The sequence below is a fragment of the Viridibacillus arenosi genome (assembly GCF_001955655.1).
Taxonomy (GTDB): Bacteria; Bacillota; Bacilli; order Bacillales_A; family Planococcaceae; genus Viridibacillus; species Viridibacillus arenosi.
In genome coordinates this window covers 1-14,131 of the sequence record NZ_MSPW01000009.1, presented here as the reverse complement: position 1 = coordinate 14,131, position 14,131 = coordinate 1, and the positions used below count along the sequence as shown (strand labels likewise).

The 14,131-nt window shown below is 33.5% G+C and carries 13 protein-coding genes and 2 pseudogenes; 6 read left to right on the top strand and 9 right to left on the bottom strand.

What is annotated here, in order from left to right; all coding sequences use genetic code 11:
* Positions 1–243: 243 nt before the first annotated feature.
* Entirely contained in the window at positions 244–1,215 is a 972-nt protein-coding gene (locus BK137_RS15395) for a S66 family peptidase (RefSeq protein ID WP_038179543.1), read from the top strand.
* Between the two features lie 77 nt (positions 1,216–1,292).
* On the opposite strand, the gene pdxR is transcribed toward BK137_RS15395, so the two are convergent.
* The gene (gene pdxR / locus BK137_RS15390) at positions 1,293–2,663 is read right to left on the bottom strand and encodes a MocR-like pyridoxine biosynthesis transcription factor PdxR (RefSeq protein ID WP_038179541.1); all 1,371 of its coding nucleotides are present in this window, start codon (positions 2,661–2,663) and stop codon (positions 1,293–1,295) included.
* A gap of 94 nt (positions 2,664–2,757) precedes the next feature.
* On the opposite strand from pdxR, the gene BK137_RS15385 reads away from it, so the two are divergent.
* A complete protein-coding gene (locus BK137_RS15385; RefSeq protein ID WP_038179539.1) occupies positions 2,758–3,336 on the top strand; it encodes a GNAT family N-acetyltransferase in 579 nt (192 codons plus the stop codon).
* 103 nt (positions 3,337–3,439) lie between these two features.
* On the top strand, positions 3,440–3,655 hold the full coding sequence (locus tag BK137_RS15380) for a YdeI/OmpD-associated family protein (protein ID WP_051448555.1): 216 nt from the start codon (positions 3,440–3,442) through the stop codon (positions 3,653–3,655).
* A gap of 82 nt (positions 3,656–3,737) precedes the next feature.
* Here the strand turns inward: BK137_RS15380 and BK137_RS15375 are convergent, their stop codons facing one another.
* The 4 genes from BK137_RS15375 to BK137_RS15360 form a co-directional block, all read right to left on the bottom strand.
* Complete coding sequence (locus BK137_RS15375) at positions 3,738–4,619, bottom strand: LysR family transcriptional regulator (RefSeq protein WP_218642294.1); 882 nt, start codon at positions 4,617–4,619, stop codon at positions 3,738–3,740.
* A gap of 452 nt (positions 4,620–5,071) precedes the next feature.
* A complete protein-coding gene (locus tag BK137_RS15370; RefSeq protein ID WP_038179537.1) occupies positions 5,072–6,796 on the bottom strand; it encodes a GMC family oxidoreductase in 1,725 nt (574 codons plus the stop codon).
* Between the two features lie 21 nt (positions 6,797–6,817).
* Positions 6,818–7,588 carry a gluconate 2-dehydrogenase subunit 3 family protein gene (locus BK137_RS15365; RefSeq protein ID WP_038179535.1) on the bottom strand — a complete coding sequence of 257 codons (771 nt, stop codon included), beginning with the start codon at positions 7,586–7,588 and terminating at the stop codon, positions 6,818–6,820.
* Positions 7,589–7,612: 24 nt separating this feature from the next.
* Positions 7,613–7,867 (bottom strand): hypothetical protein, encoded by a 255-nt coding sequence (locus BK137_RS15360; RefSeq protein ID WP_038179533.1) that lies wholly within the window; start codon positions 7,865–7,867, stop codon positions 7,613–7,615.
* Between the two features lie 893 nt (positions 7,868–8,760).
* Here BK137_RS15360 and cls point away from each other — a divergent pair.
* Together cls and BK137_RS15350 are read left to right on the top strand one after the other, a co-directional pair.
* Positions 8,761–10,278 (top strand): cardiolipin synthase, encoded by a 1,518-nt coding sequence (cls, locus tag BK137_RS15355; protein WP_038179531.1) that lies wholly within the window; start codon positions 8,761–8,763, stop codon positions 10,276–10,278.
* 47 nt (positions 10,279–10,325) lie between these two features.
* Positions 10,326–10,862 carry a DUF1572 family protein gene (locus BK137_RS15350; RefSeq protein ID WP_038179529.1) on the top strand — a complete coding sequence of 179 codons (537 nt, stop codon included), beginning with the start codon at positions 10,326–10,328 and terminating at the stop codon, positions 10,860–10,862.
* Between the two features lie 429 nt (positions 10,863–11,291).
* Here BK137_RS15350 and BK137_RS15345 read toward each other — a convergent pair whose 3' ends face one another.
* The 4 genes and pseudogenes from BK137_RS15345 to BK137_RS15335 form a co-directional block, all read right to left on the bottom strand.
* Positions 11,292–11,714: a DUF3995 domain-containing protein gene (locus BK137_RS15345; protein WP_038179527.1), complete on the bottom strand. Its 423-nt coding sequence runs from the start codon at positions 11,712–11,714 to the stop codon at positions 11,292–11,294.
* A gap of 214 nt (positions 11,715–11,928) precedes the next feature.
* Positions 11,929–12,462 carry a TetR/AcrR family transcriptional regulator gene (locus tag BK137_RS15340; protein WP_038179525.1) on the bottom strand — a complete coding sequence of 178 codons (534 nt, stop codon included), beginning with the start codon at positions 12,460–12,462 and terminating at the stop codon, positions 11,929–11,931.
* Positions 12,463–12,831: 369 nt separating this feature from the next.
* Positions 12,832–12,915: pseudogene (locus tag BK137_RS21955) on the bottom strand (YrzO family protein); the annotation flags it as partial.
* A gap of 25 nt (positions 12,916–12,940) precedes the next feature.
* Positions 12,941–13,216: pseudogene (locus tag BK137_RS15335) on the bottom strand (EamA family transporter); the annotation flags it as partial.
* Between BK137_RS15335 and BK137_RS15330 the strand changes: the two are divergent.
* Positions 13,183–13,641 (top strand): hypothetical protein, encoded by a 459-nt coding sequence (locus BK137_RS15330; protein ID WP_038179519.1) that lies wholly within the window; start codon positions 13,183–13,185, stop codon positions 13,639–13,641. The pseudogene BK137_RS15335 and the gene BK137_RS15330 sit on opposite strands and share 34 nt — an antisense overlap.
* The last annotated feature ends 490 nt before the right edge of the window (positions 13,642–14,131 follow it).

Genomic DNA, 14,131 nt, shown 5'->3' with positions numbered 1-14,131 from the left:
TTAGTAAAAGGGAGGGATAAAAATAATTTTGCTATGACACGGTGGATTAACATTGTTCAAATCTAAATTTAATAATACAATTCTTAAAATACAAAGAAGGGTAGTTAAAGAAATCAATACTTGATATTAGTCAGAATAATCTTTATCATTACAACTATTATTTATAAGATTGATTTTTACTTTAAGTTACGAACGTTTCAGAATATTGTACTTGTAAATTTATGAAAAGGAGTTGGCTTTAGAATGATTGCGCCAAAGTTAAAAAAAGGTGATGAAATACGTATTATTGCACCTAGTCGCAGTATGCAAATTTTATCTAAGGATGGTATTCAAGAAGCAATTGAGCAGTTAGAGAAAATGGGCTTAAAAGTGACTTTTGGTGAGCATGTATATGATTGCGATCTACATTACTCTTCTTCAATTCATGCGAGAGTGGAGGATTTACATGCAGCTTTCATAGACCCAAATGTAAAAGGAGTCTTGACAGTTATTGGTGGATTTAATGCAAATGAGATCTTGCCCTATATCAACTATGAACTTATAAAGACCAATCCGAAAATCTTATGTGGCTATAGTGATATTACAGCGCTAGCATGGGCAATAACAGCTAAAACAGGTTTAGTCACATATTCTGGACCTCACTTTTCAAGTTTTGGAATGCGGAAGGCACAGGATTATCAAACGACTTATTTCAAAAAATGCTTCATGCAAGACGAAGCCTATGAGATTGAGCAGTCGGTTATTTGGAGTGACGATGCGTGGTTTAGAGACCAAGATAATCGCAACTTAATTCCAAATGAGGGTTTGAAAATTTATAATGGTGGATTAACTAATGGTACGTTATATGGTGGTAATCTATGTACTCTCAATTTACTACAAGGAACGGAATTTATGCCAGATTTAAAGGATGTCATTTTGTTTATTGAAGATGATGAATTGACAGATCCACTAACATTTGCACGTGATTTTACGTCCTTGCTACAGCAGGGGAAATTAGTCAACTTAAAGGGACTAGTGATTGGTAAATTCCAGAATAAATCTCAAGTGACTGAAGAGCATTTGCATTTTATTTTTGATAAACATCCTATTTTGAAGAACATTCCTGTGATGTATAATGCAAGCTTTGGTCATATTCAGCCTATGTTTACTTTTCCTATTGGAGGACTTATAGAGATAGATACAGACAAAAAGTCGATAAAAATTATTGAACACTAATAAAAAATTACATATATTATGTCTATGTATTGAGGTGTAAAAAGGCTACTGATTTTAGTAGCCTTTTTAAATTCATATTAATCAATCCATGCATTTAATAAACGATTAATGCCATCAGTGATTTGTTCTTCGTTTAATCCACCATAACCTATTAAAAGGAGGTTATCCTTTGGTGAAGTATGATAATAATTCGATACAGAATAAATCTTCACGCCACATTCCATACCTCTTTGAATAGCAGAGGCTTCAGAAATGTTTAGCTTTAAGTGAATAATTAAATGAAGGCCTGCATTCTCACCTATAATTTGAACATTTTCACCGAGTTTCAGCTTTAATTGTGTAACGAGGATGTCACGCCTTTTTCGATATAGAGTACGCATTTTCCCCAGATGCTTATCCCAATGACCTTGCTTCATAAATTCAGCAATAGCTAGTTGGTCTATGCGCGATACAGTGGATTTTTGTTCAGTATAAAAGTCGTTAAATTCCTTTACCAGTTTGTTAGGTAAAATCATATAACTTATTCGTAATGAAGGAAGTAATGACTTTGAGAAAGTGCCAAAATAGATGACACGATCTTGGTAATCTAAACTGTGAAGTGAAGGGATTGGCTTTCCACTGTAACGAAATTCACTGTCATAGTCATCTTCAATAATATACGCATCTGTTTGTAATGCCCATTGAAGAAGTGCGTATCTTCTTTGAATTGGCATAATAATACCGAGCGGAAATTGATGTGCAGGCGTCGTGTATAACAGTCTAAGAGGTTCTTTTGGAATGGACATTCCTTCTGTATCTACAGGAATTGAAACAATTTTCATTCTATACTGATTGAAAATGGTGTAAGCACGAGAAAATCCAGGTTCTTCAAATCCAACCGATGCTGTTGGGCCAAAATAATGACAAAGTAAGGAGAGCTGGGCTTGTATACCATTACATATGTATATTTGATCTACTGTACAGGATACACCTCGGGATAAATAAACGTATTGACATATTTGCTCGCGAAGAGACATTTCTCCTTGCCAAGGACTATGATAAGTCAGGTCAGCGCGCATAAGATTTGTTGTTATTTTCTTCCAAGTTTTAAAGGGAAAGTGATCATGTGCAATTTGGCCAGAATTAAAGTCGATGTCTATAGGTTCAATAACATCATTATTAAAAGTTTCTTTTGGTGTGGGGATTATTTTCATTCGCCACTCTTCAAGAAAGGGCGCTATGAAATAACCAGAACGTTCACGACTTGAAATAAAACCTTCAGAAGTTAACTGTTCATAAGCAATTTGTACGGTATGAATGCTTACTTGTAATTGATTTGCAAGTTGGCGTTTTGAAGGGAGTTTTGAACCTTCGATTAACTGCTGCGACTGGATTAATTCCTTTATTTGTTCATAAATCTGTATATATAAAGGTGTTGTAGATTGGTCAAAATAAATAGTCAATGTCATAGCTTCACCTCATCTGGTATGGTTAAAACCTTTCTTTTTGGTGCTATTCATTAAATCAAAATCTGTTTTAATAATAGCAAAGGAGTGAAGTATAATGGAAGATATTCAGTTAATAGGTGAACATGTATTGTTAGTACCCTTAAAGGATAGTCATCTAGAGGGGCTTTATTTGGCGGGGCAGTTTCAAGAGGTTTGGGCATATACATCGGCGAAAATAAGATCGATTGAGGATATGAAACAATATATACAACAAGCTTTACATGAAAAAATCAATTGCACCCAAAATCCATTCGTTATTATAGAAAAAAAGACAAATCAAATAATTGGATCTACGAGATTTTTGGACATTGATTATCAACAAAAGCGATTAGAAATTGGCTTTACATGGATCACCCCAACAAAATGGCGAACTCCTATTAATACAGAATGTAAGTATTTATTGTTGAAGTATGCGTTTGAGCAATTAAGTGTCAATCGAGTACAAATAAAAACGGATCACGAGAATAAACGCTCACAGGCAGCAATTGAAAGATTGGGAGCAAAAAAGGAAGGAATTTTACGCAATCATATGATCCGGTCAAATGGTACAATCCGTAATACGGTAGTATATAGCATTATAGATTCAGAATGGTCAGATGTGAAACTTCGTTTAGAAGGATTGCTAATACAATGAGGAATTAGATTAAGTCGATTACAAATATATGTTGATACACGTGATTTAATAATACAAATAATGTATAAACAGTAATAACCTAAGTCAACGTGTCGGTGATTATGTGAATCGTATTCCAGACATCCAACAGTATTTGAGTAATCAAAAAGAAATACTTGATTATTATAATGCACTAACACCAGGGTATCAGCGAGATTGGGCTCGATTTATCTTTAGTGCGAAACGTGAAGAAACACAGGAAAAACGCTTGTCAGAAATGGTAGAGATTCTTGGAAAAGGATTCAAAACCATGAATTTATATCGAGCTAATAAGAAATAATAAATCGGTCGTTATTTTTATTTATTTTAATTTCAATACATTGAAACCATAGAAAAAACCCCTGCTAAGTGTGGAAGGGGTTTTATTGTTCATAATGCTTTTTTAAATATTGTGCAGTAAATTGAATGAAGTGTTCTAGCATAGGGGACTGAATTCTTTTTTTGTTCCATACTAGTCCAACTGTTCTTGTACAAGATGGTTCTACGATTTTTAGTTTCGCTATGTTTAAATGTCGAATGCGTTTTGCGGATAGGGAATTTGGATAAAAAGCAATGCCCAAGCCATGCTCAACCAATTGATAAGTAACGCCTGTTTCTTCACCCTCAAAGGCAATCTTTGGGTAGAAACCAGCTTTCATACAATATAGTTCTGTCATTTCACGGAATTGATATCCTTTCGGCATGACGATAAAGGGTTCGTTTACTAACTCTTTTAATTGAATCTCATTATATTTAGCAAGAGGATGAGATAGAGGAACTGCAAGCTGAATTTCTTCTTCAATAAGTGGCATCCATTCTATATCATTACCAAAAACAGGTTGTGTTGATATGCAAAGATCGATTTCACCAGTTTCAATTTGTCTTTTGATTTGTGATGGCATTACTTGTCGTTGGCGGAAACGAGCTTCTGGTTGTAATTCAATAAATTCACCTAAAAGTTCAGGAAGAATAGTTGGTATTGTGACAGAAATAGAAAGTATATTGCTTTGTTTCCCAGCGAGCTGATCTAATTCTAATTCGCCTTCTTGTAGCATAAGGAATATATTTTCAACAGTTCTTAAATAACTGTCCCCAAATTTATTTAATTTTATATTTCTACCAATTCGATCAAATAACTCATAACCGATGTTTTCTTCTAATTTTGCAATCATTTTGCTTAAGGCTGGCTGTGAAATATTCAATTCGGCAGCTGCTCGAGTCAAATGCTCATGCTTAGCAGTTACTTGAAAATAGCGCAATTGCAATATGTCTATGAAAAGCACCACCTTATTTTGTAATACAGTTAGTATAATCAATTATGTGCAAATTTGTTTGTTTAGCATACTTTAAAGCTATATATAATTTTGAGTTTTAATTTTTTTGTTTTTGTAAATCAATTACACAGGAATAAAATAGTATTGGCCTAAATAATTTTATAAATGTATTTTTCCATGTGTGATGTATCTAACTTGCTAAAGTAATAATTTTTTCCTGTTATTCATTGTGTAATTGTTTCTTTGTAGTTCATGATTAGAACAATTTTCGCGAATAATTGTTCTATACCGAAGTTTTTAAGGTGATTTTAGTATAATTCTCTTATTCCAAAATTAAAAATAGAAATATTGACATATATTCATAACCATTTAGTTATTAAGAACTTAAAATGAATAAAAAAAGCAGGAATTGATATCTTAATCAACTCCTGCTTTTATATTTATTATTTTACTTTAACTAAAGATCCGCCATCCTTTAGATATTTTTCGATACCTTCCGCAGCACGGTATGACAATGCTCCTAGAGTTCCAGTAGGGTTGAAGCAACTGTTGTGAGGGAAAGCTGAAGCTCCAACAACGAATACATTGTCAACATCCCACATTTGTAGATAGCTATTAAGCACTGAAGTTTCACGATCAGCACCCATAATAACCCCACCAGTGTTATGTGTATTTGTATCTTTGTTTACGTTAAACGGTCCTTGCTCTCCAGCAGTGATGATGTGGTCAGCACCCATTTCTTTCGCAATTTTATTAGTCACTTTTGCCATATATTTTACTAGGGCTTTATCTTGATCAGTATAGTCATAAGTCATACGAAGTATAGGCATGCCATATTCATCTTTGTATGTTGGATCAAGATCTAAATAGTTATTAATATGAGGCATTGAAGCGCCTTGAGAAGCAACTTTCAACCAACTATTCGCATATTTGATTGACGCTTTTTTGAATTCTGGACCCCAGTTTGGTGTACCTTCAGGAACAACATTGTTTGCAATCGGTCGATTACCATATTGGAACATGCGAATACCAGCACCGTGAATAAAGTCAAGGTTTTTATGGTCAAAGTGATCGCCAGTATACTCAGGAATTTCCATACCAAGCGCACCAGCACCAGCATAAGTATTGAATTCTTGATTATCAAACAAAGCTGTAGACCAACCTGAACTTACTTGGTAGCAATAGTTTTTACCAACTGTACCTTTACCAGTTTTAGGATTGTAGGCTTCACCCAAACCAGATGTTAATAAAAGTTTTGCATTATTAAATACATAACTTGCTACTACGACAACATCTGCTGGTTGTTCATATTCGATGCCTGTCATAGTATCAACGTAAATTACACCAGTTGCTTTAGTGCTGTTTTTTGTAACTTTTAATACATTTGCATGTGTACGTAAATCAAGTTTACCTGTTTTCTGTGCTACTGGGAGAACAGTTACGACAGGATCAGCCTTAGCGCCGTATTCACAACCAAAGTTTTCGCAATAAGCGCAATATTGACAAGCACCGCGAGCTATACCATCTGGATTTGTATAGGATTCAGATAAGTTTCCTGAAGATACCATGTATGGCTTGTAGCCTAAGTTCTTAGTAGCGGCTTCAAATACTTCAAGTGTCGGTGTTTTTTTCATAGGGCCAGTAGGGTAATCATTTTTACGTTTACCGTAAAGTTCTACTGTTTCTCCAGAGGTACCAGCCATTTTCTCGAATGTATCGTAGTAAGGCTCTAGTTCATCATATGTGATACCCCAGTCTTGAATTGGCATATCAGATTTGATTTTGCCTTTGCCATATTTTTTCTCTGTCATTGTTTTTATTTCAAAGTCATAAGGCAAGAAGCGGTAAGTTTGTCCGTTCCAGTGACTGCCGGCGCCACCAACACCATCACCGATGATGAATGTACCGTAGCGACGCATTGGAAGTGCACGTTGATCAGGGGAATTACGGTGTGTAATTGTCTCTTTTGCTAAATCTTGCATCAGTTCAGTGCGGTGTTGATAACGAAGTTCATCGTGACCCATAAAGTAATCTGCAGTAGAACGCTCTTTACCACGTTCAAGTCCAACAACATTGATACCTGCTTTTGTTAGTTCAGCAGAGATAATGCCGCCTGCCCAGCCCATACCTACTACGACTACTGGTACTTTTGATAATTTTTTTGCCATGTAATTCAATCCTTTCTGTTATCAGTGATTCATATGGCTATTTAAGCCTTGTGGTTCAAGTGTGACGAATTTTTCACTCATAATTTCTTGGTTATAATTCATGCGAGAGCCTGGATATTTTCTCATTTTCCAACCTAACATGTCTTTGTTACCGCCATACATTGGGTCTGCATAGACACCTTCGATTGTTAACGAACGAAGTAATCCGAAGAATTCAGTAGATGGGACATTGCCATAAAGTTTCACTTTTCCTTCGCTGAATGCTGTTAAAACTTTATCTTGTTTTTCCGTATCTAATGCAGTGAATTTATCTTTGAAGTGTTTTTGACTATAAGTATCTAATGCTTTCAATCCTGTTAAGAAGATATCTTTACGAAGCATTTTTGTTTGTGTACCAGCAGTTTCACGTCCTTCATAGTAAGGTCCGAAACGATAATCCTTGGCGTTAATGCCGTATGATCCTGCTAATTGATGGTCGATGTATATAGCTGCGTTTAAATCTTTAGCCCCTGGACCATTGTCGTCAGCAGGGTAAATACGATCTGCAGCTGCTTGTGTTAAGTTGTATTCTTCTTGTGTAAAAAACATTAATGCAACGTTTGGGTTTGCAGTAAGTTGTGGTTTGTTTGATTTATTGTCGGCTGAATCCGCTTTTGATTTGCTGTTGACGTTCAATAAACCGCCGAAAGCTCCACCAAGTACTAAGCCACCAAGTGTTAACCCGGAATTTTTTATGAAATCCCGTCTTGAATTCGACTCAACATGTGATTGTTTGTTATCTTTTGCTGCCATAATAAGACCTCCAAATCTATTTTTCTAAAAGATTGATGAAAAATTGTGGTAGATGACTAACACGATTGACATCAAAATTAGTGATCCAACAAAAAATGCGTTCTTCTTTCCTGCCCAACTCATAATAATAATGCCTAGACCTACTGCTACTCCAATAATTGTTAGCCATGGCACGATAGTAAAATATTTATATGCTCCCATGACAAAAGCTGACATGAATACGATTGCAGCTACATTTTGTACAAGCGCAGAAAGTTCCTCTTGTCCATATTCCGACATACCTTCTCCTCCCTTCTGTGCATAAAAACCGTATATTATTTTGTGTCTAAATAATGTCCGTTCGGTCACAAGCTGTAATTCTACATTAATTCTTTGAACATAGTAAAGCTTTTAAAATTTCTGTGTTACAGAAAGTTTGTATTTTCCTATAATCAATGTATATAGAAACGTATGTTTTTGTAGAAATAAATGATTTAAAGTAGCTAATTTTGTAATTAAAATATTTATCTTATATTAGTGAATTTTTGTGTAACTAATTTTTTTATAGGACAAATTATAGAAAGATAAAATTTATATTCATTTTTCCGTTCTTTGCTTAACTTTTGGAATAATTAATAGATATCAAATTTTATGGTTTTAAATTAGTTATATTGAATAAAAATACAAAAATATAAAAAGGGGATTTTTGTCTAATGTAGGTAAAAGTTCAATTCGACAATAAATGTGTAAAAAAGATGAAAAAAGTCATTCTTCTCACTTGAAGGGAGAAAAAGACTAGAGAGATATGAAATTATGAAATTATTATTTAAGGAAGTGAGTAGGAGTAATTTCAAGAATTGAAACAAAAAATATGGAAATGATAGCTTGATAATGAATGGTGATATTTTACTGTTAAATTTTAAGAACAAATAAATATACATTAAATAAACAGTTGAAATAATAAAAAAATATCGCAAATTCTATAATATACACTTAAATTCTGATTCAAGTATTACCTGTATTTGTGAATTTTGTTAGGTTAGATTATATTGGAATTCACTAAAAATGTAAGTAGAGAAATTATTTTGAAAGCTTCTGATTCTCGAAAAAATAGGAGCTATTTTTAACGGAATTCACATAAGTTGTAAGTGTAGAGTTATTTTGTAATAGGGGCAGAAAAGTGGAGGGATACTATGCAGAAGGTTATCCAATTTGTAGCCATTTCGGCAGTCATAATAGGCATCGGATATATATTTTCTATGTGGAATATGAAAATTACTTATGTAGTAGGCATACTTATTGAGATATTTGGACTTGCAATAGTTTTTAAATTAATTTTCTTTGATATACGTAATACTTCATCGAAAGTCGTATGGATTATAATTATTTTGGGTCTCCCAGTCATTGGAACAGGGTATTATTTATGCTTAGGAAGAGATCCAATAACACGAAAATTTACTGTTTCACAAATAAAAGAAACAACTAAGTTAATTAAAGTAACACATGCAATACAAAAAAAATATCATTCTACCGAACGTCCCCGTTTATCAAAACGTATTGCAAATTTATCAAATATTAAACCATTAAAAGGGAATACGATTGATATCTTAACTAATGGTGCTGCAACTTTTTCAGCTATTATGGAGGCTATAAAAAATGCTAAATGTCATATCCATATGCAATTCTATATTTATAAAAAAGATGATATTGGAACTGAAATACGAGATTTATTAGTCCAAAAGGCAAAGGCAGGTGTAGAAGTACGCTTTATGTATGATGCAATAGGTGCAAAGTGTTTGAATTCGAATTTCCTTAAACCATTGTCCGATGCCGGAGCCGAGGTCATAGCATTTGAACCGATATTATCCCTGTGGTTCTTGCATAAGGCTAATTTTCGAAATCACAGGAAGGTAATAGTTGTGGATAGTCATATCGGATTCACAGGAGGTTTAAATGTAGGTGATGAATATTTATCTAATACGAATACCTTTAAAATTTGGCGCGATACGCATCTTCGTATTGAAGGATTATCAGTTAGTGAATTACAAGAATCATTTCTAAATGATTGGATATTTATGAAAAACGAAAAAGGTGCTGCTACTCCTTTTACAAATGAAAATGGGATACAAAAATACTTTTCCCCGATAAAAAAAGGAGATGATTGGGCTCAGGTGATATATGGTGGGCCATATGATAAAGAAAATATCATTCGTGATTCCATGCTTAATTTAATCGAATCAGCCCATGAAAATGTATGGATTGCAACCCCTTATTTTATACCAGACGCTGAAGCTTTGGCAGTGGTAAGGAGAGCAGCAATGAGTGGCATAGATGTACGAATTATTCTTCCTGGAAAAGGTGATATGGGAATTTCTTATCATGGTAGTAATGCCAATATTAAAACTTTACTTGAAGCTGGAGTACGTGTATTTGTCTATGATGAAGAATCGTTTTTACATTGCAAAATTATTACTGTAGATGGTATGAGTGCAGCTATTGGAACTGCCAACTTTGACATTCGTAGTTTCCGCCTTAATCATGAGCTTATGGTCTTTCTATATGAAGCTAGTGCTGCAATTCATCACTTATTGCATGATTTCAAAATAGATTTTCAAGCTAGCAGAGAGTTGACAATGGCAGATATGAAAAATAAGAGTTTTAAGAAAAAATTAAAAGAATCTATAAGTAGTTTATTTTCGCCAATTTTGTAGTTGGAATTTATTACTATATGTTAGAATTCGCTTAAGGGGGTAATGAAATGGATATAGGTGTGAATTATTTAAACATAGTAAAGAAAAGGTTTATGGAAATAAAAAAGCTGGGGGATCAAACCTTCCATCAACTGGATGATGAACAACTGTATTGGTCCAATCATGAGGAATCTAATAGTATTGCAGTTATTATAAAACATGTAGGAGGAAATATGGTTTCCCGTTGGAGTGATTTTCTAAGTACAGATGGAGAAAAGTCAAATAGAAATAGGGATTTAGAATTTGATGATTCGTACTTACCTAGGAAAGAGTTAATCCGGATTTGGGAACAGGGCTGGCAAATTGTATTTAACACACTTGATGATTTAACAGAGCAAGATTTACTAAAAAAGGTTAAGATACGTGGGGAAAATCACTTTGTGATGGCAGCGATTGAGCGCCAAGTTTCGCATTATTCCTATCATGTTGGGCAAATTGTGTATATTGGAAAGCTTTTAAAAACTTCCGAATGGCAATCATTAAGTATACCAAGAGGGAAGTCCAATCAGTTTAATAAAACAATGTTTGAGCAGCATAAAAACTGATGGGGTGAAATGCTAAATTAGCATCATGAAAAATGTAGAATATATAATATTAATGGAGCTGATATACATGTGGCTCCTTTTTTGTATTCTAAATTGAGGTTATTTATTGACATAGTATAGCGAATAAGTGTGGACTTTATTTAGCTTTGTATTTAGTAATATTTTAAGGGGAAAATCAGCGTGCAAACTATGTCTCTGTTACTTATTTCTCTGATAAACCTGTTAAAGATGAACATAGAGAAATAATCGGGGAATTTGCAAATATATCAACCTGAAATAACTTCAAATATAGAAGTATCATTAAATGAATGTTTTAAAGTTGTGGTTAGATGTGCATATAAAAAAAAGCATATATAGAATTTAAAGTCACCATTTTGAGGTGTTTTCTTCCTGTATAAAATATGTTTTATAGGGAATTCATTATACTTATTAAAACAACAACAAGATATGGACAAAGCCAAAGAATAAACATAATGGACTATAGAACCAAGTGTCGTATCTAGCAAACTGAGAATGTTTAATTTTTTTAAAAAATCCAACAAACTTAAAATCACCAATTGCCCTAATAATAAAAACTAAAGCACAGACAATACTTCCGATTTTAGATAAACTATTTGCTTGGAACCCCTGCAAATAACCTCCTTGAACAACAATAATGACACTAGCCAGTAGAATAAGAATGGCTACGAATAATGTTCCCCATATTCTCGGAGTAAAAGCAGGGTTATGTTCTCCCTCTTTTACTGGGAGAACAGCGGCAGAACCCCATCGACCTCCAAAAGCCCAATAAATATGCAAAAAACTGATAAACCACAGAAGCCCTACAGCTACTAATATTAATAGTGATTTCATTAATTCGCCCCCAATGTCTTAACTTCAAATAAAACATACACTACCGTATGTTGTGGTGAAAATTTTGTCCCTTCAGGTTTTATAACCATATTAGGGACATTTATTATCGAATAATCAATTATGCCTCGGCATAATTGCGTCCGGAATCGGCTTTATGCTTGCACAAATAACTCCTTTCCGATTCCGTGACATCCGCCGGAGGCTTTAACTTCTTTTAGCGAATGTTTGGACACGCGCTGAAAGAAGTTAAAAGCTCAACCATTTTATCAATATCAAAATTAGGATTTGCTTCAAACCTTGTCATCCATCCTACATACGTTAAATAGGCAAGTCTCGCCAGATCAATTGATTCAGTTTCGTTTATGCCCATTTTTTGATACAATTTTGCAACACAAGAAATTCTCTGTTCTTCCATATCTACTAAACGTGCTGCCACAACAGGGTCATATTTAGCCCAAGTATAAATACCATTCTCAATTTTTTTATCTCGACTAAAACTAATCTGTAATAGCTGTTCTAAAGAGGCATCCTGTTGCTCCATACTTTGAACAATCAGCTTTGTTGCATGTACTTCCCAAAAGTCGAGCATAGAATCTAAAAGCTCTTGATGGTCACGAAAATAGTGATAGAAGCTTCCTTTGCTTATTTTTAGCAATCGAGCAAGTGCTTCAATGCGAACTTTATGTATCCCTTCATCAGATAATTGTTGTAATCCTGCTTTTATCCAATCTTCCCTCGTTAATTGCATATCATCTCTCCAGTAAAATACGGTAGCGTATGTTTTAAGTTAGATTACTACTATTATCATTTTTTGTCAATTATTCATTCTGTTTATTTTTATGAACTTTAATGTTGTTGTTAATCGTAATATTAATCCTCATCACCGTTGGTAAAATACAAGCACATACTAAAATTAATAATTTGAAAGTTTTTTATTTCTATAATTTAATATGCCATAAAATAATTAGATGATTATTCAGGAGATTGGGGTATCAAACTTCAAAAAGAAGAGGATTATATTTCGAAGCTCCAATTTTTTTATAATTCTTTTTTATTCTAATTTTAATTATTGTTTAAGTAACTCTCTTAACAGTTGTATCATTTCAGCTTGTTGTTATATCTTCTTGCGACCATTTCGATTAATTGCTGCAAGCTCGCATCCAATTGCTGCAGTAAAGAAGAACAATAAACTTCCAAACATATATAAACCTCCAATCATATTGAAATCAAACAGCCTTACTCATCTGTTCCTTTAGTAAATTCTTCTGATGCTCGTTTTCTTCCTTACGTTGACATACGTTATTTCGTATGAGAGCTATAATAACTAGCAGTGTTCCTGCAACATCAAAGATTGTTATTTTATATCCTTGGATCATCATAATGACTAATGTAGTGATTGGGACGAAGTTAATAAATAAAATTCCATTTACGGATGATAAAATTTTCACGCCATAGTTCCAACTAAGCAATGCCACGAAACCTGGTAATACCATTTGGTAGAGGTACTTCTGTTGATGAACGAGAACAAAACACAGCCTTCGAAATAATGGCAAACGCTGGGGTGATAGCTCTTTTCATCTGTTTTGGAGCTATGTTATATGATTTGATTTTAAACAAAGAAATTACATCACTTGGCATTCTAGCCTTAATTATTTTATTAACAACATCATTTTATATCGTTATGATGATGCGGATCAAAAAAATATATATACGTTATACATCAAATAATAAAATGTTAGGTCGTAATTCGATATTTTCAGGATTTATTTTCTTTGTTTTATTTACTTTATTAACATATTTACCTTCTGGAGAAGCAATTACCATGAGAGATCTTACTGTAAATAGTATGGGCGGAGTATTTTTCGGCTTATGTATATATGGATATATTAAGTATAACAGTAAAAAAGTTGAAGAAGATGAACTATAATGATTTATCCGATTGCATTTTTTCTTTAATAATCAGTACCTGCTATATAGTCATTAGGTTAAACTTCTATAATGCTTTCAGAATGAGAACGTGATGTTTTTTATGGTAACCAAGTGTATTTTAATCGTTGTGTGGGACAACAAAACCTTAGGTTGATGGGCATGGGGTGCCACACACATTTTAACGAAAATATACGCTAAGTAAATTTCGACATAAAAAGAGCCTAATTTTCTACTCTAAGAAAATTAGGCTCTTTTTTTTTATGAAGTTTTAATTGAATTTTTTTTGTATAGTCTGAAAGCATTTATTGCATCTCAAGGAATACAATCGCTTGGAATAATATTAAGAACTTGCGGAAATATTGGACATCATTATCAATCACTATAAAGATTGTGAAGAAATGTACTTAAACTAACGGGGCAGGTTAGTTGAAGAGTATTGTTGAATTGTTATAGGTAAACAGATAATTGTGTGCGTTATACAAGGGGGT